Origin of the sequence: Plantactinospora sp. KLBMP9567 (assembly GCF_033446045.1) — a bacterium.
Lineage (GTDB): Bacteria > Actinomycetota > Actinomycetes > Mycobacteriales > Micromonosporaceae > Plantactinospora.
In genome coordinates this window covers 17,620-38,188 of record NZ_JAWQRR010000035.1, presented here as the reverse complement: position 1 = coordinate 38,188, position 20,569 = coordinate 17,620, and the positions used below count along the sequence as shown (strand labels likewise).

Below are 20,569 nucleotides of genomic sequence, written 5' to 3'. Positions count from 1 at the left end.
TGGGCGAGGGGCGGGGGGGGGCCGCCGCCCGCCGGCCCGCCGGCCGCCCCCCCGGCGGGGTCAGTTGGGGTTGCCGGCGTGGGTCAGGGTCTCCCAGGCGACGAAGAGATAGTTCGTCCCGGCCGGACGCTGCCGTTCGGTGAGCTGCTGGGTACGGGTCATCGCGATGCCCCGGCGGTTGTTCAGGGCGTTGAAGGCAACCTCGGTGACCGGGCCGAGCCCCCGGGTCAGGCTGCCGCCGCAGAGCGTCGACGGGACGGCGTCGCCCAGTTCGTACTTGGCGTGGAAGCCGAGCGCGTGCCGCAACCGGTCCTGGATCTCCGGGTAGATGTCCTGCCCCTGGTGCCGGAGCGTCTCGGCGACGTGCGAGATGGCCGAGATGCCGTACCCGGTGTGGGTGAAGTCGCGGCAGGTCTCCTGGGAGAGCCCGTCGGAGAAGACCTGCTGGTCATGCCAGTACGAGACGACCTCGGCCCGGGTGTCGATGCCGCTGCCGACCGGGCCGCGCGGGTACGCCCCGTCGCTGGTCAGGTAGAGGAAGGCCGGCAACCGGTCGCGGAACTTGCCGACCGCCCGGTCGTAGGCGGCCCGGTCCTCAAGGAAGACCGCGATCCCGAGCGACGCCTCCATCATGCTCAGTTCCCAGTTGCCGTTGCTGGTCGCGTTGCCGTTAATAATCTCGGGCAGGTAGACGTCGCGCAGCATGGTGCCGAACCGGCTGACGCCGGCCGAGGACCAACCGCCGTAGGTGTACCGGATGATCTCGGCGGCCCGGGGCCAGCTCGACCCGGCCCAGGCGGTCTGCAACGGTGCGTTGCTGTTGGTGTGGTCCCGGATCGTCGCCGACCAGGCGTCCATGATCTGGATGGCCTTCTCCGCGTACCGGCTGTCCTGGGTGACGTACCAGGCCAGCGCCAGGCTGTACGCGGCCAGCGCGTCCTGCCGCTCGTCGGTGCAGCCGTTGTTGGGGTTGGAGTACGAGCCGCACTCGACGACCGCCCGGGGCTTCGGGGTACGGGTCAGCGAGGCGAAGCCGCTGGCCATCATCTGGTCGTAGGCGCCCTTCCAGGGCTGCGCTCCGGCGGTCACCCGGGCACGGACGAAGTCGAGCTGTGGCCGGCTGACCAGTACGCCGGGGTGGGTGAAGGTGGGCGGCGCCGCGATCCGCACCTCGGCGCCGGGCTGTCCGGCCGACGCGGTTGCCGGTGCGGCGGCGCCGGGCCCGGCGTACGGGACGATCGCGACGGTCGACAGCAGTAGCCCGGCGGCGATCGTCCGGAGTGTTCTGGGGCGGGGACGGGATCTGGACACGGTGCTCCTCCTGCTCGCGGGGGCCGGTGGTGATGGACGACCGCAACTCTTAGGAAGGTTTACTGTCCAATAGGACCATCCAAATCGACCTGAGTCAACGCCTACCGGACGAGAAGCCACCTTCCCAGCCACGCGCGACGATCAACGGACGCGGACGGATCAAGCGGGGCGGACGGATCAAGCAGCGCGGACGGATCAAGCGGGGCAAGGTCAAGCAGGGCAGAGGGACCGAGCAGGGCGTGGAGATCCACCAACGCGGGGAGAGCCAGCAGGACGGGACGCCGGAGACATCACCCTACCGACGGTGCACCACGACGCAGACCAGTCCCGGCCCGGCATGCGTGGCGATCACCGCTCCGGCCTCCGTGACGTACGTGGCCCGGAGCCGGTCACCGAGGCGTGAGCCCAACTTCGCCGCCAGGTCGGTCGCCCGAGCGGGTACGGCGAGATGGTGCAGCGCCACCTCGACCTCACCCGGACCGGCCGCGTCCACGGCGAGGTCGACCAGCCGGGCCAGCCCCCGTCCGGCGGTGCGGACCCGGTCCCGCAGCACGATGCCGCCGTCGGCCATGTGCAGGATCGGCTTCACCGACAGGGCGGTGCCGAGCAACGCCTCGGCAGCGTTGATCCGGCCGCCACGCCGGAGGAACTCCAGGGTGTCGACGTAGAAGAAGGCGCTGGTCCGGGCGATGGCGTCCAGCGCCGCCCGGCGTACCTCGGTCAGGCCCGCACCCCGGGCGGCGGCCTCGGCGGCGGCGAGCGCCGGGAAGCCGAGGCCCATCCCGGTCGACCGGGCGTCGACCACGCCGACCCGGGGACCCAGCTCGGCGGCGGCCAGCCGGGCCGCCTCCACCGTTCCGGAGAGTTCGGCCGACAGGTGTACCGAGACGACGCTGTCGGCCCCCTCGGCCAGCAGCCGGCGGTACGTCTCGACGAACTCCTCCGGCGCCGGCCGGGACGTGCTCATCGCGAACCGCCGGGCGCTCAGCGCCTGGGCCGCGTCCGCCGGCCCGACGTCGATGCCCTCCCGACCCTGCGTCCCGTCCAGCACGACGATCAGCGGCACGATGGTGAGCGGATGCCGCTCGGCCAGCTCGGCCGGCAGGTAGGCGGTGGAGTCGGTGACAACCGCGACAGGCATTCCGGCACGTTAGCCGATCACCGACGGCAGGACGACCGGCCGGCCACCGAACGGCGACCCGGGCAGCAGAACCCCGCCGACGGACGGCAGGTACCGCCGGACCCCGGGCAGGCCGCGCCGCAGCAGGCGGCCGACCGGAACGGCTCAGACGGCCGCCGGTGCGGGGCCGTGGGCGACCAGGCCGACGTTGTGCCCGCGCAACTGCCAGCCGCGTACCTCGTCGTGCCGCAACTCGGTCCAGTGGCAGTTGTTCAGCGAGCCGACCGACCGGAGCACGGTCGAGTCCCAGCCGAGCAGGTAGCCGCAGCCCTGTCGGGCGCCACCGCCGTGCGTGGCGATCACTATCGTGCCGCCCGGTACCGCGTCGGCGGCCTCCTGCAACGCCGTGCCGATCCGCTTGCCGAGGTCGTCGAGGCTCTCCACCTCGCTGCCGGGATCCGGGTCACCGGTCCGCCAGCGGGCGTACTCGGCGGGGAACCGCTGCGCCACCTCGGTCATCAGCAGCCCCTGCCACTGCCCGTAGAACCGCTCCCGCAGCCGGGCGTCGGTGCGGACCGGCAGGCCGGTCAGCGCCGCCAGCGCGGCGGCGGTGTCGGCCGCCCGACGCAGGTCGCTGGCGACGATCGCGTCCGGACGCAGCGCGGAAAGCAGCGGCGCGGCCTCGGCGGCCTGCTCGCGGCCGAGGTCGTTCAGCGGTATGTCGAGCTGTCCCTGCACCCGGTTGGCGGCATTCCAGTCGGTGTTGCCGTGCCGCCAGACGATCAGCCGGGTCATTCGGCGATGCCCGCCTCGGCCTCCACCAGGTCCCGGTCGACGAACGGGATCGTCGGGCAGTCCTTCCACAGCCGGTCGAGCGCGTAGAACTCGCGCTCCTCGGTGTGCTGGACGTGCACCACCAGGTCGACGTAGTCGAGCAGCACCCAGCGGCCCGCCCGCTCGCCCTCGCGGCGGACCGGCTTGGCCTTCTCGGGCAGACCGACCAGCGCCTCCTCGATCGCGTCCACGATCGCGGTCACCTGCCGCTCGTTGGGCGCGGAGGCGAGCAGGAACGCGTCGGTGATCACCAACTGGTCCGCCACGTCGATGATGACGATGTCCTGCGCCTTCTTGTCGGCTGCGGCCTGCGCGGCAACCGTTGCCAGCTCACGGGCGCGGTCGGAAGCTGTCACCATTCTCCTTCGATCAACCGTCGGACCCTCCTAGCCTCTCACACGGTGGCACCGTACGGCCCGGCGGTTAACGAACGATGAGCATGAAACCGGGCGGAATCACCCCCGGTAGAGCCCCCGTTTGGCGATGTACTGCACCACACCGTCGGGGACGAGATACCAGAGTGGCCCACCGGCGGCCACCCGGGCACGGCAGTCGGTCGAGGAGATGGCCATCGCGGGCACCTCGACCAGGCTGACCGTGTCGGCCGGCAGGTGGGCGTCGGAGAGGACGAAGCCGGGCCGGGTGACCCCGATGAAGTGGGCCAACTCGAACATCTGGTCGAGATCCTTCCAGGAGAGGATCTTCTCCAGCGCGTCGGCGCCGGTGATGAAGAAGAGCTGCACCTTCGGGCCGTACTCGGAGTGCAGGTCGCGCAGGGTGTCGACGGTGTAGGTCGGGCCGCCCCGGTCGATGTCGGCCCGGCTCACCTGGAACCGCGGGTTCGAGGCGGTCGCGATCACGGTCATCAGGTAGCGGTCCTCGGCCGAGCTGACCGGCTCGTCGGCCTTCTGCCACGGCTGGCCGGTGGGCACGAAGACCACCTCGTCCAACTCGAACCGGTCGGCCACCTCGCTCGCGGCCACCAGGTGCCCGTGGTGGATCGGGTCGAAAGTGCCTCCCATGATCCCTATCCGCCGGATGTCTGCCTCCACGACTTGATCGTAGGCCCGGACCCGCCGCCCGTTCCGGGGAGCATGAGCCAGATCGCACTTTCCGGCCGATCTGCCGAGCGGGCGGGCCGGTGGGCAGGCGGGCCGGTGGGCAGGCGGGCCGGTGGGCAGGCGGGCCGGTACTCACCGCCGCACGGCGAGCGCCCGACGCAGGTCGTCGTCCTCGTCGACGACCACCCGGCGCAGCCCGGGCGGCAGGTCGTCCCGGGCGAGCAGCGCCGCCGCCAGTTCCCGGGTCCGTGCCGAGACGGCGTACCGCGGATAACCCAGCCCGGCCACCCGGTCGGCCACCCAGGGGGTACGCCGCCGCGCTGCCGCGGGCATCTCGGCGAAGTACCGCTCCACATAGGAGTCGGTCAGTCCGGCCTGCTCCGGCTGCCAGAAGCCGCGCGCGGTCGCCTCCAGCAGCCGGTTCGACAGACTCGTCTCGCCGACGAGCAGCCGCCAGGCGTGCTCCTTGGCGGCCGGGTCCGGCAGCGCCGCCCGACAGGTCGCGGCCCACTCCGCCCCGCTGGCGCTGCGGTCCGCGGCCTGCTCGGCGGCGATCTCCGGCTCGCCCGCCGCGCCGAGCACGGCCAGCCGGCGCAGTACCGCCCAGCGCAGCTCGGCGTCGACCGCGAGCCCGTCGGGTACGTCCCTGCCGGCCAGCCAGCCGGCCAGCCGGGCGGTGTCGACGGTCGAGGAGATCCAGCCGCGTGCCGCCGCGAGCTGGCCCGACCCGCCGGGCGGCGCCACCGCGAGCAGCCGGGCGCAGGCCCCGGCGAGCTGCTCCAGGGCGGCCGGCCGGACCTGCGGGTCGAGATAGCGGTCGAGCAGGTTGCGGGCCCGGGCCAGTACGTCCTGCACCACGGCCACCTCGGTCTCGGCCGGCAGGGCGGCCACCACCAGCGCCACCAGGTCGGCGACCGGCCGTTCCCCGTCGGTCACCGCGTCCAGCGCCTCCGCCCAGAGCAGTGCCCGGGCCAGCGGATCGGCCAGTTCGGGCAGGGCCGCCGGCACGGCGGCGACCGAGCCGGCGTCCAGGCGTACCTTGGCGAAGGTCAGGTCGCCGTCGTTGGGCAGCAGCAGCCGGGCCGCAGGCTGACCGGTCAGCCCGCCGAGCACTGTCCGACCGCCGTCCACCGCCGGGTCGAGGTCCACCCCGATCCGGTTCCGCAACCGCAGCGCGATCCCCTCGCCGGCCGGCTCGGTGTCGTAGAGCCCGACGTCGATGCGGTGCGGGCGCAGCACCGGATGCTCCGGCGGGGCGCTCTGCACCAGGGCCACCTCGGCGTAGTGCCCGTCGTCGCGCAGCCGTACCTCGGTGCGCACGGTGTTGAGCCGCGGCTGGCGCAGCCACACCTGCGCCCATCCGGTCAGGTCGCGACCGCTGCTGGTGGCGAGCGCCGCGAGCAGGTCGGCGAGGGTGGCGTTGCCGAACCGGTGTGCGGCGAAGTATTCCCGCAGCCCGGCCAGGAACGCGTCGTCGCCGAGCCAGGCCACGAGTTGGCGGAGCACCGAGGCGCCCTTGGCGTACGAGATGCCGTCGAGGTTCGCCAGCGCCTCGGCGGCGTCGACCACCTCGGCCGGCGCGACCGGATGGGTGGAGGGCCGCTGGTCGGCGGCGTACCCCCAGGCCTTGCGGTGCAGCGCGAAGGTGATCCACGCCCGGTCGAAACGGGTCGCCTCGGCGGTGACCCGGGTGCCGAAGTACTCGGCGAACGACTCGTTCAGCCACAGGTCGTCCCACCAGCGCAGGGTGACCAGGTCGCCGAACCACATGTGCGACATCTCGTGCGCGATGACGTTCGCCCGGCGCTCCCGCTCGGCGTCGGTCACCGCCGACCGGGGCAGGTACTCGTCCCGCAGGGTGACCAGGCCCGGGTTCTCCATCGCACCCATGTTGAACTCCGGCACGAACGCCTGGTCGTACTTGTCGAACGGGTAGCGCACCCCGAAGAGCCGGTGCAGCCGGTCCAGGCACTGCCGGGTGACCGTGAGGATCTCCTCGGTGTCCCGGTCGAGATGCTCGGTGAGCGACCGCCGGCAGTAGAGACCGAGCGGGATCCCGTCGTGCTCGGCCCGGCGCACCGAGTACGGCCCGGCGACCAGCGTCACGAAGTAGGTGGCCAGCGGCGGGGTCGGGGCGAACACCCACCGTCCGGAGACCGGCCCGGTGCCGAGCCGCCCGTTGCCGGCAACGGTCCACTCCGGCGGCGCGACGACGGTCAGGGTCACCGGCGCCTTCAGGTCCGGCTGGTCGAAACAGGCGAAGATCCGCTGGGCGTTGTCCATCCCCGACATCGCGTAGAGATACGTCTCACCGTCGGCCGGGTCGACGAACCGGTGCAGCCCCTCCCCGCTGTTCGAGTACGCCATCTCCGCCTCGACCACCAGGGTGTTCTCGGCGGCCAGCCCGGTCAGCGGAAACTGGTTGTCCTCCAGCGCGGCCGGATCCAGTGCGGCACCGTTGTGTCGTACCCCGAGCAGTCGGGCCGGTCTGACCTCGACGAACGTGCCGGCCCCCGGAGTGGCCGCGCGGAACCGGACCGTGCTGGTCGCCCGGAACCGCTCCGCCGGCCCGGTGAGATCCAGTTCGATGTCGTACGACTCGACGGTGAGCAGGGCGGCGCGTTCCGCCGCCGCTACCCGGGTCAGGCTCGGCATCCGCTTATCCTGCACGATGGGTCCGTGGACGGTTCGGTCCCGGGCAGATTCACCGATGGAGGAACCGACGATGGCGCAGCACCCCAAGGGCGATTTCGACCTGTCGCGCGCCGTGTGGCAGCGTGCCGAGGGCGACGACTCCGAGGGCTCGGTCGAGATCGCGTTCGTCGACGATCTGATCGGCATGCGCAACTCCGCCGAACCGGACGGTCCGGTGCTGGTCTTCACCCAGGCCGAGTGGGACGCCTTCGTGGCCGGCGCCCAGGACGGCGAGTTCGACCTCGACTAGGTACGCACGGGCGGCGGACCCGCCGTCGGGCGCCGGGGCAACTCGATTGCCGCCCGACCGGCCGGGTCCTAGCCTGATCCTGACCTCGCGGCTGCTGAACCGTCGAGCACCACAACCGGAGAACGCGGGACCACCCCGCCCAGCCCGCACGCGTACGACCGCGTGCCGATGGCTCGTACCCACTGAACCTTTTTCGACCTGAACCGGGCGGCGCACACGCACCGCGCCCGACCTCGCGGTCCGCCAGACCGCAAGGGGAGGTGGAAAAAGGTTCACTCACCGCAGCCTGCGAAAGGTCTCTGCACGTGCCGATATCAGCGGCGAACCGACATGATCCACGCCTGGTCAGGGTCGACGACTCCTGGCTGCGCCTGCCCAACCCGTACGACGTCCCGGTCGAGATCTGCGCCGGGCCGGACGTACCTGTCGAACCGGTGGCGGTCGACGAACTGCTCACCGTGCTGGAAACCGCCGACACCCTGAATACGCTGGCCCGGGCCGTTCCGGGGCTGGACCCCGAGCCCCGGGTCGAGCGGGTCGTCTGCACCCCGGACTTCCACAAGGGTGCCGGCATCCCGATCGGCACCGTACTGCGCACGGTCGGCGCGCTGATCCCGCAGGCGGTCGGCAACGACGTCAACTGCGGAATGCGGGTCGAGGCGACCTCGCTCACCGTCGACCAACTCCGCCCGCACCTCGACCGGCTCGAACGCCGGCTGCGGCACCTGTTCTTCGCCGGTGGCCGCCGGATCGGGCTGACCCCCGGGCAGCGCGAGGGGCTGCTCCGCGAGGGGCTGCCCGGGCTGCTCGCCGACGGCGTACCGGCCGACCCGGTGGGCGCCTGGCGGCAGGTCGGGCCGGACGATCTCGCCGGCCTCGACGGTCGGCTGCACGCCGCCGGTTTCCCGGTCGACTCCGCCGAGGACTTCCGGGACTGGATCACCAGCGGCGGCGGGACCAGCTACGACAGCATCATCGGCAGCGTCGGTGGCGGCAACCACTTCGCCGAGTTGCAGTACGTGTCGGACGTCCGGGACGGCGCCACCGCGTACGCCTGGGGGCTGGCCCCGGGCCAGGTGGTGCTGATGGTGCACAGTGGCTCGCTCTCGCTCGGCCACCAGGCCAACGCCACCGGGCGGGACCTGGCCCGGGCCGCCTGGCCACACGCGGTGCCGCTGCCCCGGAACCGGATCCTGCCGATCTCGCTGGACGAGCGCACCGCACCGGCCCGGCAGCGCTATCTGACCGCCTTCGGCAACGCGGCGAACTTCGCGCTCGGCAACCGGTTCTTCCTGGCCCTGATGCTCCGGGCCGGGCTGGCCGAGGTCGCCGGTGAGCTGCGGTCCCGGCTGGTCTACGACGCACCGCACAACCTGCTGTGGCCGGAGCCGGACGGCACGGTACTGCACCGCAAGGGCGCCACCCCGGCCGCCGGAGCGGGCGGTGCCGGCCAGCGCCCGACCGACCTGTACGGCGAGCCGGTGATCGTGCCGGGCTCGATGGGTGCGCCGAGCTACCTGCTCCGGGGGCTGGGCAGTGCGCGGGCGCTGGCCAGTGCCTGCCACGGTGCCGGTCGGAGCATCCCGCGGGGCGCGGCGTCCCGGGGCGGCGACGCCGAACTGGACGCCTTCCTGCGGGAGTTCCGGGTGGTCACCCCGGTCGACCACCGGGATCCGGCGGTCGCCGCGCGGCGGGACATCGTCGACGCCTGGCGTCGGGACCTCAAGCAGGAGGCGCCGTGGGCGTACAAGGAGGTGGGCCCGGTGGTGCGGAGCCTGCGCCGGGCCGGGGTGGCCGAGCCGGTGGCGGAGCTGCGGCCCCTGCTGACCGTCAAGGGCTGACCCGTCCACACCGCACCCCGCCCCGGCGGGGACCGGTGTGGACGGTGTAGGCGGGCCGGTCGGGTGATTCTCCTCGCCCGACCGGCCGGACACTCTCCGATGATCCGCCGAGGCGGTGCGTCGTGGTCCGGACGGCATCATCCCCAAACATCAGGTGACGTACCGTTAGCCCGTAATCACGAATTGCTCACTCCGGGCGGGACCGGGCTGCCGCGCTCCGCCCCTACCCCTAGCGTGACAGGTCCTTTGTGCACCGGTCCCGCACCGGCCGCGCTCGGGTTCTTCGCGGCGGGGCGCGAAGGTCGCACCGTGCACTGCTTGGAGCTGCGCCAAGTTAGGGGAACGAATGCCATCTTCCGCACGACCGTCACCGGTCGCCCGCCTGCTGCGGACAGGAGTCGCGGTCGCGCTGGTCGCCGCCCTGGCCGCACCCATCTCCGGTACGGCACCCGCCGCCGCGGTGGTGCTGCCGACCGGCTTCCAGGAGCAGATCGTCTTCACCGGTCTGAACCAGCCGACCAACATCGAGTTCGCCCCGGACGGGCGGATCTTCGTCGCCGAGAAGGGCGGCCGGATCAAGGTGTACGACGACCTCGCCGACACCACCGCGACCGTCTTCGCCGACCTCTCGGCGAACGTGCACAACCAGCACGACCGAGGGCTGCTCGGGTTGGCCCTGCACCCGGGCTTCCCCACCCAGCCGTACGTCTACGTGCTCTACGCCTACGACGCCCCGCCGGGGCAGACCGCTCCGTACTGGAACGACAACTGCGCCTCGGTCGGCGGCACCAACGGCGGGCGGTGCATCGTCACCGGCCGGCTCTCCCGGCTGACCGCCGCCGGCAACACGATGACCGGCACCGAGCAGGTGTTCATCGACGACTGGTGCCAGCAGTACGCCAGCCACGCCACCGGTGACCTGCGGTTCGGTGCCGACGGCATGCTCTACGCCACCGCCGGGGACGGAGCCAGCTACGACCTGGTCGACTACGGCCAGCTCGGCAACCCGCCGAACCCCTGCGCCGACCCGCCCGGCGGCACGATGTCCGCGCCGACCGCCGAGGGCGGCGCGCTGCGCTCCCAGGACTCCCGGACCACCGCCGACCCGACCAGCCTGGACGGCACGGTACTCCGGCTCGACCCGCTGACCGGCGCCGCCGCGTCCGGCAACCCGTCGGCAGCCAGCCCCGACCCGAACATCCGGCGGATCGTCGCACAGGGACTGCGCAACCCGTTCCGGTTCACCATCCGGCCCGGCACCAACGAGGTGTGGCTCGGCGACGTGGGCTGGACCCGGTGGGAGGAGGTCAACCGGGTGGTCGACCCGACCGCCGGGGTGGCCAACTTCGGCTGGCCGTGCTTCGAGGGCGCCGGCCGGCAGAGCGGCTACGACAGCGCCAACCTCGACATGTGCGAGAGCCTCTACAGCGGTGCCGGGCAGACGGCACCGTTCTACACGTACGACCACGCGGCCCGGGTGGTGGCCGGGGAGGCCTGCCCGACCGGCGGTTCCTCGGTCTCCGGTGCCACCTTCTATCCGGCTGCCGGCGGCAGCTACCCGGCCGAGTACGCGGGCGCGCTCTTCTTCTCCGACTACTCCCGGGACTGCATCTGGGCGATGATGCCCGCCGCACCCGGCGGGCTGCCGGTGGCGACCAACCGGCGTACCTTCGGCAGCGCCGCGGCGAACCCGGTCGACCTGGCCATGGGGCCGGGCGGCGACCTCTACTACGTCGACCACGCCGGTTCGGTGCGTCGGATCCGGTACTTCCCCGGCAACCAGCCGCCGGTCGCGTCGATCGCCGCCTCACCCACCTCCGGGACCGCACCGCTGACGGTGAACTTCGACGGCACCGGCTCCTCCGACGCCGACCCGGCCGACGAGGGCCGGCTGCGCTACGAGTGGGACTTCACCAACGACGGCACCGTCGACGCCACCACGCCGACGGCCTCGCACACCTACCCGGCCGGCGGCCCGTACACCGCCCGGCTCACCGTCTACGACACGCTGAACGCCGCCGGCACCCAGACGGTGCCGATCCAGACCGGCAACAGCATGCCGACCGCGGTGATCGACACCCCGGGCAGCGCCTTCACCTGGGCGGTCAACGACCCGATCAGCTTCACCGGGCACGCGACCGACCCCGACCAGGGCACCCTGCCGGCCAGCGCGCTGCACTGGCGGATGTTGCTGCACCACTGCTACACGCTGGACAACTGCCACATCCACACGTTGCAGGACTTCACCGGCACCAGCGGCAGTATGCTCGGGCCGGACCACGAGTATCCGTCCTATCTGGAGCTGGTGCTGACCGCCACGGACAGCGGCGGGCTGTCGCACAGCACCAGCGTGCGGCTCGACCCGAAGACCGTCGACCTGACCTTCAACTCCAGCCCGGCCGGTCTGCAACTGGTGTTCGGCGCGACCGCACAGGCGGCGCCGTTCACCCGTACCGTCATCCAGGGGTCGAGCAACACCGTCAGCGCGGTCACCCCGCAGACCCTCGGCGGCGTGCCGTACGTCTTCGGCTCCTGGTCCGACGGTGGGGCGCAGACCCACGTGATCACCGCCCCGACCAGCCCGACCAGCTACACCGCCAGCTACAACCCGCAGTCCGGCAGCGTCCGGCTGCCGCAGTCGGCGTGGACCGTGGCCGGGGCGGACAGCCAGGAGACGCTGCTGGTCAACGGCCGGGCGACCAACGTACGGGACGGCAACACATCGTCGATCTGGCACACCCGGCGACTGCTGTCGAACTCGTCCCACCCGCACTGGATCGACCTCGACCTGGGCAGTGCCCGGACGGTCAACCGGCTGTACTACCTGCCCCGGCAGGGCTCGAACACCGCCGGCCGGATCACCGGCTACGAGGTGTACGTCTCGAACAGCCGGAGCAGTTGGGGCACGCCGGTGGCCACCGGCACCTTCCCGAACAGCGCGGCGGAACAGACGGTGACGATCCCGCCGGCCAGCGGCCGGTACATCCGGCTCCGCGCCCTCGGTGAGGTCAGCGGCAACCGGTGGACCTCGGTCGCCGAACTCAACGTCGGTGTGGTGCCGACCGGCTGACCCGAATGATCACGGTTCTGGCGACCGGTCGGTGGCGGCGGACGACGGCCGTCCCCGACCGGTCGCCGGGAGCCGCCGGGCGGTCCCGGTCCCTGCTACCGTGGAGGTGTGCGGATGACCTCGAACGGTTGGTGGCTGCCCTGACGGGCGGCCCACGCATCCGCGTACCCGAACAACAGCCAGCGGCCGCCCTCCGGGCGGCCGTTTCGCATGTGCTCACCCGGGGGCGGCGACCAACCCGGTAAGGAGCACCCCATGGCCCCGACCTCGCCACTTCCGGCAGCCACCGCGCTCGCCCCGAACACCCCGGCGGTACGCCGGATCACCGGCCTCAAGCCGACCGGTCACCTGCACCTGGGCAACCTGGTCGGTGCGATCCGGCCTATCGTCGCCGGCCAGTACCGGGCGGAGACGATCGTCTTCCTCGCCGACCTGCACGCGCTCACCGTGACCCACCAGCCGGCGCAGATCCGGGCGCTCACCCTGGAACAGGCCACCGTGCTGCTCGCCGCCGGCCTCGACCCGGACCGGGCGCTGCTCTACGTGCAGTCACAGGTGCCGCAGCACACCGAGTTGCACTACCTGCTGGAGTCCGCCACCGGCTACGGCGAGGTGCAGCGGATGATCCAGTTCCGGGAGAAGTCGGCGCAGCACCGGCAGGTACGGCTGAGCCTGCTCAGCTATCCGGTGCTGATGGCCGCCGACATCCTGCTGCACGACGTGCAGGAGGTGCCGGTCGGTGACGACCAGCGCCAGCACCTCGAACTCACCCGGACCGTGGCGACCCGGTTCAACGCCCGGTACGGCGACACCTTCACCGTGCCCCGGGCGGTCCATCCGGCGGTGTCGGCCCGGGTGATGGACCTGGCCGATCCGACCGCGAAGATGGGCAAGACCAGTGCCAGCGGGGCTGGCACGATCTTCCTGCTCGATCCGCCCGAGGTGATCCGCCGCAAGGTGCTGCGTGCGGTGACCGACCCGAGCCGGACCGTCGGGTACGACCCGCGGCACCGGCCCGGCGTGGCGAACCTGCTGGAGATCCTGGCGTCCTGCCTGGGCGGCTCATCCGCGGCTCTGGCCGCCGACTACCGGTCGTACGCCCAGCTCAAGAACGCCGTCGCCGAGGCGGTCGAGGCGATGCTCCGGCCGATCCGGCTCCGCTACGCCGAACTGGCCCGCGACCCGGGCTACGTCCGGCGGGTACTCGCCGACGGTGCCGAACGGGCCCGGGACAACGCCGCCGACACGGTCCACCGGGCAAAACGCGCCATCGGCCTACTCAGCCATTGAACCTTCGTCAACCTGGACAGCGCGGCGGGTCCGCCCGACTTCCACCTGAGGCCACAACGGACCCGCAAAGGGAGGTTGGCAAGGTTCGTTGAAGGGCCGCCCGACCGCGTCGGGAGGATCGCGCTACGTCAGGGAGGCGGTGGCCTCGGCCCGACCGGCAAGCCACTGCATCCCTGAAGTGGCCGATCCCGCACCCGGCAGGCGTTTCTCGAAGCAGACGCTGTAGGCATTGTCGACGTACTCGCCGTAGACCGGGATCTCGACGTAGCCCGACGAGAGATAGAGCTGGATCGCGCCGGGAAGGTAGCTGCCGGTCTCCAGGCGCAGCACGGTGTACCCGGCCCGCAGGGCAAGCTCTTCGAGCGCGCCGAGCATCTGCCGGGCGAAGCCCTGGCCCCGCTGCGCCGGCCGCACGTACATCCGCTTGACCTCGGCGGTGTTCCGGTCCAGCGCCTGGATCGCGCCGCAGGCGACCGCCCGGCCGGCGACCACACCCACCAGGTAGCGGGCGTCGTCGTGCGGCATGAACACCTGCCCGTCCAGACCGCCGTCGGCCTCCCGAAGCTCACGCTGCTGGGCCACCACCAGGGCGGCCAGCTCGGGATCCGACGACGCACGCGACTCGATCAGCACACCATCGACGCTAACCACCGGGCATTTCAACAAGGTTTCGGCCAAGTGGCCCCGATACGGAGCGTAGAGAACTAATCCGCGCCCTCTGCCGTACCGCCGCCCGGCCGGTCCACGGTGCCGTCCGGCGCCGACCCCTCGGCCTCTGGCGGTCGCTGCCGGCGGGCCTTGCGGGCGGCGAGCCGCTCGGCCGCGGTCGGCCGGGTCACCTTCTCGGCCAGCCGGCTGTCGGTGCCCCGGGCGCTCGGCACGTACTCGGCGCCGGCGTAGAGCGTCGGCTGCCAGTCGAACTCCCGCTCGCCGATCCGGACCAGGCTGCCCGGCTCGGCACCGGCCTTGCCGAGTTGCTCCTCGACGCCCAGCCGGGCCAGCCGGTCGGCCAGGTAGCCGACCGCCTCCTCGTTGTCGAAGTTGGTCTGCTTGACCCAGCGTTCCGGCCGCTGCCCGCGCACCACGTACGCGCCGTCCGGCGCCGCCTCGATCGTGAAGCCGGCGTCGTCGACCGCGACCGGCCGGAGCACGATCCGGGTCGGCTCCAGATCGGGCGCCACCGCCCGGGACTGCTCGACCAACTCCGCCAGCGCGAAGGTCAACTGGCGCAGCCCCTCCCGGGTCACCGCCGAGACCTCGAAGACCCGCAGGCCACGGGCCTCGATGTCGGGCCGGACGATCTCGGCGAGATCCCGCCCGTCCGGTACGTCGATCTTGTTCAGTACGACCAGCCGAGGCCGGTCGGCCAACCCGCCGTACTCGGAGAGTTCGGCCTCGATGGCATCGATGTCGGCCAGCGGATCGCGCCCCGGCTCCGGGTTGGCCGCGTCCACCACGTGCACCAGCACCGCGCAGCGCTCGATGTGCCGGAGGAACTCCAGCCCGAGCCCCTTGCCGGTGGCCGCCCCGGGGATCAGGCCCGGCACGTCGGCGACGGTGAAGGTGTGCTCGTCGACCCGGACCACGCCGAGGTTCGGCACCAGCGTGGTGAACGGGTAGTCGGCGATCTTCGGCTTGGCCGCCGAGAGCACCGAGATCAGCGAGGACTTGCCGGCCGACGGGAAGCCCACCAGGCCGACGTCGGCCACGCTCTTGAGTTCGAGTACGACGTCGAGCTGGTCCCCCGGCTCGCCCAGTTCGGCGAAGCCGGGCGCCCTGCGCCGGGCGTTGGCCAGCGAGGCGTTGCCCCGGCCACCCCGGCCGCCCCGGGCCACCTCGAAGGTGGTGCCGGCGCCGACCAGGTCGGCCAGCACCGTGCCGTCCACGGCGTGCACGACCGTCCCGTCCGGGACCTTGAGCACCAGGTCCTGCCCGTTGGCACCGTCCCGGTTGGAGCCGGCGCCGCCCTTGCCGTTCTCGGCCTTGACGTGCGGCCGGAAGTGGAAGTCGAGCAGGGTGTGCACCTGGGGGTCGACCACCAGGGACACGCTGCCGCCGTGCCCGCCGTTGCCGCCGTCCGGCCCGCCGAACGGCTTGAACTTCTCCCGATGGATCGAGACGCAACCGTGCCCGCCGTCCCCGGCCTGCAGGTGCAGTACGACCCGGTCAACGAACGTCGTCACGCTGCCAATCCTTTCATCGGCGCCGACCGGCGGCGCCGGATACGGCACAGGTCGTCCGCCCGGCCGGGAGGGCCGGGCACGGGCCGACCGGTGCCCGAGAAACGGGGGGGGGGGGGGCGCCCCCCCCCGCCCCCCCCCCCCCCCCCCCCCCCCCCCCGCGGGCCCCGCCCCCCCCCCCCGCACGGGCCGACCGGGGCCCGAGAAACGGCGGAGCGGGCCCGGACACCAGGTCCGCGGCCCGCTCCGCCGGAAAGCTGACGTTACCGCTCGGACGGCACGATGCTGATGACCTTGCGGCCGCGCTTGGTGCCGAACTGGACCGCACCGGCGGCCAGCGCGAACAGCGTGTCGTCGCCGCCGCGACCGACCAGGTCACCGGGGTGGAACTTGGTGCCCCGCTGCCGGATCAGGATCTCGCCGGCGCTGACGACCTGCCCACCGAACCGCTTGACGCCGAGTCGCTGCGCCGCGGAGTCGCGACCGTTCCGCGAGCTGGACGCACCCTTTTTGTGAGCCATCTGAGGACGACCTGTCTTTCCGCTGGGGCTTACTTGCCGTTGGTGATGCCGGTCACCTTGACCTGGGTCAGCGGCTGGCGGTGACCCTGGCGCTTGTGGTAGCCGGTCTTGTTCTTGAACTTGTGGATCCGGATCTTCGGACCCTTCGTGTGTGCGGCGATCTCGCCGGACACCGCGACCTTGGCCAACTGCGCGGCATCGGTCACCAGGTTGTCCCCGTCGACGAGGAGGACGGCGGCGAGCTTGATCGCGTCGCCGGGCTGGCCAACCAGCTTCTCGACCTCGATCACGTCGCCCTCGGCGACCTTGTACTGCTTGCCGCCGGTCTTGACGATCGCGTACATCGGACGCGGACTCCCTGTCGTTGAGGCTGCGGGTGGGTGTTCGCGACGGCCAACTCGACCGCACCGGGGTGCGGGGCGGGCACGCGAGAACGTGGCACGTAATGAGCGCCGCAGGCTAGCGTACGCCATGCCAGGCCGCTCGCCCAAACCGGGCCCGCTCCCGGGGCCGGTCGAGGCGCCGGTGACCAGCCTCGGCGCCCTCCCCGCGCCCGACGAGACCTCGCCGGGCGCGAGCCGGAGCGGCCAGCCCTGACCGGGCCGGTGGGGTCAGCTCGGGCAGAGCGCCTCCAGCCGCTGCTGCAACTCCTGGAGCTTGTTCTCGTCGACCGACTCGACGGTGGCCTTCATCGTGCCGACCTCGGTCGCGATCTCGGCCAGTACCGTCTTGAGCCGCTCGTCGGTGGCCCGGGCGGACTGCTCCCGCATCGCGGTGCCCCAGGTCTGCAACGCCGCCTCCGCCTTGCGCTGCGCCGCCTGCGCCCCGGCGGTGTCGCCGGTGCTCGCCGCCTGGAGCGACTTGCCCAGCTCGGAGACGAAGGTCTGCACGGAGGAGGTGGCAGCCTTGGTGGCGGCCGCGCAGACCTCCTTGCCGTTGCCCCCGGCCGGGCTGGTGTCCACCGCCGGTGATCCGCCCGGGCTGGCGCCGGGCGTCGCGGCACCCGAGGACGGCGCTCCGGCCGACGGGCTGCCGGACGGGCCGGGTGCGGCGGCGCCGTCCCGCTCACCCGAGCAGCCGGCCGCCGCGAACAGCGCGGCGGCGATAGCGGCGGTCACCAGCAGGCGTCGCATGGTCTTCTCCTCCGGGGGTGCGGCTGGCCCACACGACCGGCGCCGACGGTGGTCGGCGACCGGTCGGGGACCGCGAGGGAGTGACCAGCGTAGCCACCGCCGGGGTCAACGGACCAAACCCGGCTCCCCGGGCAGCGCCGGATCAGGGACGGGTACGGCGGCGGGTGCCGCCGCGCCGGGCCCGGCGACGACCGCCGCCGATCTCCGCGGCCTCGGCCTCCGCATCCAGGTCACCGGTGTCCTCGATACCGTCCGGGTCGCCGGCACCCGCCAGCCGCATCGACTCGGCCGGCGCGGCCTCGACGACGTCGTCGGCCTCAGGGGGCTCCGCCTCGTAGCGGGACAGGTCGTATCCCATGGTGTCGTCGTACTCCGAGACCTCGACGACCACCCGCTCCGGGGCGGCCGCCTTGCGGCCCCGGCGCCGACCGCCGACGGCCGGTGCCTCGGAAGCCGGTGCCGGGGTACCGGTGGCCGAGGCGACCGCCTTGACCTTGTCCCCCGCGCCCGAGCGGGACTTCTCCGACACCGGCTCGGTGTGGATGATCACGCCCCGGCCCTTGCAGCAGTCGCAGGTCTCGCTGAACGCCTCCAGCAGCCCGGCACCGATCCGCTTCCGGGTCATCTGGACCAGGCCGAGCGAGGTGATCTCGGTCACCTGGTGCTTCGTCCGGTCCCGGCCCAGGCATTCGGTGAGCCGGCGCAGCACCAGCTCCCGGTTCGACTCCAGCACCATGTCGATGAAGTCGATCACGACGATGCCACCCAGGTCGCGGAGCCGGAGCTGCCGGACGATCTCCTCGGCCGCCTCCAGGTTGTTCCGGGTGACCGTCTCCTCCAGGTTGCCGCCGGCACCGGTGTACTTGCCGGTGTTGACGTCGATCACCGTCATCGCCTCGGTACGGTCGATCACCAGGTGGCCGCCGGAGGGCAGGAAGACCTTCCGGTCCAGCCCCTTGAGGATCTGCTCGTCGATCCGCCGCTCGGCGAAGACGTCCGCCGTACCGGTCTGCCGGCGCAGCCGGGGCACCAGGTCGGGCGAGACGTGCGACAGGTAGGACTCGACCATGTCGTACGACTCGTCGCCCTGCACGACCAGCTCGCGGAAGTCCTCGTTGAACAGGTCCCGGACCACCCGGATCACCAGGTCGGGCTCCTCGTAGAGCAGCACCGGGGCACCGCCCTCGGCCGCCTTGGCCTGGATGTCCTCCCACTGCGCCTGGAGTCGCTTCACGTCCCGGGCCAGTTCGTCCTCACTGGCGCCCTCGGCCGCGGTCCGGACGATCACACCGGCACCGTCCGGGACCAGCTTCTTCAGGATGTCGCGCAGCCGCTTGCGCTCGGTGTCCGGCAGCTTGCGGCTGATCCCCGAGGCGTTGCCGTGCGGCACGTAGACCAGGTGCCGCCCGGATAGCGCGATGTGGCTGGTCAGCCGGGCGCCCTTGTGCCCGATCGGGTCCTTGGTGACCTGCACCAGCACCGAGTCGCCGGAGCGCAGCGCCTGCTCGATCGAGCGGGCCCGCCCCTCCAGTCCGGTGGTGTCCCAGTTGACCTCACCCGCGTAGAGCACCGCGTTGCGGCCGCGCCCGACGTCCACGAAGGCCGCCTCCATGCTGGGCAGCACGTTCTGCACCTTGCCCAGGTAGACGTTGCCGGCCATCGTGCCGGCGGAGGCGCGGGTGACGTAGTGCTCCACCAGCACCCCGTCCTCCAGTACGGCGATCTGGGTCCGGTCGCCGCGCTGGCGTACCGCCATCACCCGGTCGACCGCCTCCCGGCGGGCCAGGAACTCCGACTCGCTGAGGATCGGCGGCCGGGTACGCCGCTGCTCACGGCCGTCCCGGCGGCGCTGGCGCTTGGCCTCCAGCCGGGTCGAGCCGGAGACGCCCTGCACCTCGTCCACGGTCTTGCGAGGCTCGCGGATCTTGATAACGGTGGGTACGCCGTCGTCGGCCGCACCGTCGGTGTCTCCGGCACCCTTGCGCCGCCGTCGGCGGCGGCGCCGGGTCACCCCGTCACCGGCGTCGCCCTCGTCGTCCTCGTCCTCGTCGGCCCCGGCCTCGACGCCGGCCTCGGGCTCGTCGCCCTCCTCGGCGTCGTCCGCGGTGCCCTTGCCCCGGCCCCGACCCCGGCGACCGCGCCGCCGACGACGCCGGGCCGCCGCGGTCTCCTCGTCCTCGTCCTCCTCGGCGTCGGTGACGTCCAGGGCCTCCTCGTCGGCGACGCCCTCGGCCTCGGCCTCCGGCTCGGCTTCCAGCACCGCCGGCTCGCCGGCACGCCGGCCCCGGCGGCGCCGCCGGACGCCCTCGACCGGCTCGACCGGCTCACCCTCGGCCTCGGCCTCGGTCGGCCGGGTCGACGGAACGGGCTCGACCACGCCGGCCCGGGCCGGCGGAGTCTCCGGCTCCGGGGCCATGAACAGCACGGTGGGTGCGGAGAGCGCGGCGCGGCGCCGGCGTCCCCGGGGGGTCTCCTCGGCCGCCGGCTCGGCCCCGGCCGGGCCGGCAGCCACCGGGCGACCGGCTCCGCCGGTCGACTCCGGGGTGGCGGGAGCGCCGACGTCGGAGCCGGTCACCGGGAGCTCGCCGGCCGCCGGGGCGCTCTCGGCGGCCCCGGGCGGGGTGACGGTCGTCTCAGTCGGCTCGGCGGGAGGTGCCGCCGCCGCCTTCTTCCGACGGGTACGGGTGACCTTCACCGGCGGTACGGGTTCGACCGCCGCGTCGTCGGGGCCGGCCGCGGGCGTACCCGGGTCGGTGGCCGCGCTCGCCTCGGCGGCCGGAAGTCCGGTGTCGTCCTTCTTGTCCGCCGTGGTGGCCTTGCGGCGCCGGCGGGTCGCCTTCGGGGCGGCCTCGATGTCGGCGGCCACCGGTGCCAGCACCTCGGCGTCGGACGCCTCTCCGCTGGTCGTCCGGGCCGTGCTGGGCGCCTCGGCCGGTACGCCGGTCGGTGCCGGCTCACTCGTCGTGCTGGACGTACGGCGCCGGGTGGTACGCCGCCGTGTGGGCCCCTCCGCACTGCCGCCCTGCGCGGTCGTGCTCTCCGCACTGCCGCCCTGCGCCGCCGTGCTCTCCGCACTGCCGCCCTGGGCGGTCGCGCTCTCTCCGGTGGCGCCCTGCGCACTCGTGCTCTCGGTGCTGCCGTTTGCGGTGGTGGCGTCGACGGCCGGCTGCGCGCCGGTCCGTTCTCCGCCCTCTGGCTCGTTCTCGAGCATGGACGTTCTCCAGTTCTGGCTTCCCCGGGCGCGGGTGAGCGCTGCCACGCAGG

Annotated in this window: 16 protein-coding genes; 4 read left to right on the top strand and 12 right to left on the bottom strand. The window is 72.7% G+C overall.

Going from position 1 to position 20,569, the window contains the following annotated elements; all coding sequences use genetic code 11:
- Positions 1 to 60: 60 nt before the first annotated feature.
- The 6 genes from R6Y94_RS26435 to pepN all read right to left on the bottom strand — a co-directional run bounded on the left by R6Y94_RS26435 (position 61) and on the right by pepN (position 6,981).
- Positions 61 to 1,311, bottom strand: coding sequence for an alginate lyase family protein (locus R6Y94_RS26435; protein ID WP_318398561.1), 1,251 nt, complete (start codon positions 1,309 to 1,311; stop codon positions 61 to 63).
- A gap of 295 nt (positions 1,312 to 1,606) precedes the next feature.
- On the bottom strand, positions 1,607 to 2,452 hold the full coding sequence (locus tag R6Y94_RS26430; RefSeq protein ID WP_318398560.1) for a DegV family protein: 846 nt from the start codon (positions 2,450 to 2,452) through the stop codon (positions 1,607 to 1,609).
- A gap of 144 nt (positions 2,453 to 2,596) precedes the next feature.
- The gene (locus R6Y94_RS26425; protein ID WP_318398559.1) at positions 2,597 to 3,226 is read right to left on the bottom strand and encodes a histidine phosphatase family protein; all 630 of its coding nucleotides are present in this window, start codon (positions 3,224 to 3,226) and stop codon (positions 2,597 to 2,599) included.
- Positions 3,223 to 3,621, bottom strand: a complete 399-nt coding sequence (gene rsfS, locus R6Y94_RS26420; protein WP_318398558.1) for a ribosome silencing factor — start codon at positions 3,619 to 3,621, stop codon at positions 3,223 to 3,225. Before rsfS ends, R6Y94_RS26425 begins: the two co-directional genes overlap by 4 nt.
- 99 nt (positions 3,622 to 3,720) lie before the next feature.
- Entirely contained in the window at positions 3,721 to 4,317 is a 597-nt protein-coding gene (gene nadD / locus R6Y94_RS26415) for a nicotinate-nucleotide adenylyltransferase (protein WP_318398557.1), read from the bottom strand.
- 141 nt (positions 4,318 to 4,458) lie between these two features.
- The gene (gene pepN, locus R6Y94_RS26410; RefSeq protein ID WP_318398556.1) at positions 4,459 to 6,981 is read right to left on the bottom strand and encodes an aminopeptidase N; all 2,523 of its coding nucleotides are present in this window, start codon (positions 6,979 to 6,981) and stop codon (positions 4,459 to 4,461) included.
- 70 nt (positions 6,982 to 7,051) lie between these two features.
- Here pepN and R6Y94_RS26405 point away from each other — a divergent pair, with 70 nt between their 5' ends.
- From R6Y94_RS26405 to trpS, 4 genes are all read left to right on the top strand, one after another.
- Positions 7,052 to 7,270, top strand: coding sequence for a DUF397 domain-containing protein (locus R6Y94_RS26405; RefSeq protein WP_318398555.1), 219 nt, complete (start codon positions 7,052 to 7,054; stop codon positions 7,268 to 7,270).
- Positions 7,271 to 7,575: 305 nt separating this feature from the next.
- Entirely contained in the window at positions 7,576 to 9,111 is a 1,536-nt protein-coding gene (locus tag R6Y94_RS26400; protein WP_318398554.1) for an RtcB family protein, read from the top strand.
- Between the two features lie 346 nt (positions 9,112 to 9,457).
- On the top strand, positions 9,458 to 12,181 hold the full coding sequence (locus R6Y94_RS26395; protein WP_318398553.1) for a PQQ-dependent sugar dehydrogenase: 2,724 nt from the start codon (positions 9,458 to 9,460) through the stop codon (positions 12,179 to 12,181).
- A gap of 255 nt (positions 12,182 to 12,436) precedes the next feature.
- Positions 12,437 to 13,471: a tryptophan--tRNA ligase gene (gene trpS / locus R6Y94_RS26390; RefSeq protein WP_318398552.1), complete on the top strand. Its 1,035-nt coding sequence runs from the start codon at positions 12,437 to 12,439 to the stop codon at positions 13,469 to 13,471.
- 123 nt (positions 13,472 to 13,594) lie between these two features.
- On the opposite strand, the gene R6Y94_RS26385 is transcribed toward trpS, so the two are convergent.
- From R6Y94_RS26385 to R6Y94_RS26360, 6 genes are all read right to left on the bottom strand, one after another.
- Positions 13,595 to 14,104, bottom strand: coding sequence for a GNAT family N-acetyltransferase (locus R6Y94_RS26385; protein ID WP_318398551.1), 510 nt, complete (start codon positions 14,102 to 14,104; stop codon positions 13,595 to 13,597).
- A 71-nt stretch (positions 14,105 to 14,175) separates the two neighbouring features.
- Positions 14,176 to 15,654 carry a GTPase ObgE gene (gene obgE / locus R6Y94_RS26380; RefSeq protein WP_318398550.1) on the bottom strand — a complete coding sequence of 493 codons (1,479 nt, stop codon included), beginning with the start codon at positions 15,652 to 15,654 and terminating at the stop codon, positions 14,176 to 14,178.
- A gap of 260 nt (positions 15,655 to 15,914) precedes the next feature.
- Positions 15,915 to 16,172, bottom strand: coding sequence for a 50S ribosomal protein L27 (rpmA, locus tag R6Y94_RS26375; protein ID WP_318398549.1), 258 nt, complete (start codon positions 16,170 to 16,172; stop codon positions 15,915 to 15,917).
- A 29-nt stretch (positions 16,173 to 16,201) separates the two neighbouring features.
- A complete protein-coding gene (rplU, locus tag R6Y94_RS26370; RefSeq protein ID WP_318398548.1) occupies positions 16,202 to 16,516 on the bottom strand; it encodes a 50S ribosomal protein L21 in 315 nt (104 codons plus the stop codon).
- A 267-nt stretch (positions 16,517 to 16,783) separates the two neighbouring features.
- Positions 16,784 to 17,305, bottom strand: a complete 522-nt coding sequence (locus R6Y94_RS26365) for a hypothetical protein (RefSeq protein ID WP_318398547.1) — start codon at positions 17,303 to 17,305, stop codon at positions 16,784 to 16,786.
- A gap of 142 nt (positions 17,306 to 17,447) precedes the next feature.
- A complete protein-coding gene (locus R6Y94_RS26360) occupies positions 17,448 to 20,516 on the bottom strand; it encodes an Rne/Rng family ribonuclease (RefSeq protein ID WP_318398546.1) in 3,069 nt (1,022 codons plus the stop codon).
- Between the last annotated feature and the right edge of the window lie 53 nt (positions 20,517 to 20,569).

Excerpts from the sequence above, each read along its gene's own strand:
- R6Y94_RS26430 (WP_318398560.1), bottom strand. The coding sequence starts at position 2,452 with ATGCCTGTCGCGGTTGTCACCGACTCCACCGCCTACCTGCCGGCCGAG.
- R6Y94_RS26425 (WP_318398559.1), bottom strand. The coding sequence starts at position 3,226 with ATGACCCGGCTGATCGTCTGGCGGCACGGCAACACCGACTGGAATGCC.
- pepN (WP_318398556.1), bottom strand. The coding sequence starts at position 6,981 with ATGCCGAGCCTGACCCGGGTAGCGGCGGCGGAACGCGCCGCCCTGCTC.
- R6Y94_RS26405 (WP_318398555.1), top strand. The coding sequence starts at position 7,052 with ATGGCGCAGCACCCCAAGGGCGATTTCGACCTGTCGCGCGCCGTGTGG.
- R6Y94_RS26395 (WP_318398553.1), top strand. The coding sequence starts at position 9,458 with ATGCCATCTTCCGCACGACCGTCACCGGTCGCCCGCCTGCTGCGGACA.
- trpS (WP_318398552.1), top strand. The coding sequence starts at position 12,437 with ATGGCCCCGACCTCGCCACTTCCGGCAGCCACCGCGCTCGCCCCGAAC.
- rpmA (WP_318398549.1), bottom strand. The coding sequence starts at position 16,172 with ATGGCTCACAAAAAGGGTGCGTCCAGCTCGCGGAACGGTCGCGACTCC.
- rplU (WP_318398548.1), bottom strand. The coding sequence starts at position 16,516 with ATGTACGCGATCGTCAAGACCGGCGGCAAGCAGTACAAGGTCGCCGAG.
- R6Y94_RS26365 (WP_318398547.1), bottom strand. The coding sequence starts at position 17,305 with ATGCGACGCCTGCTGGTGACCGCCGCTATCGCCGCCGCGCTGTTCGCG.
- R6Y94_RS26360 (WP_318398546.1), bottom strand. The coding sequence starts at position 20,516 with ATGCTCGAGAACGAGCCAGAGGGCGGAGAACGGACCGGCGCGCAGCCG.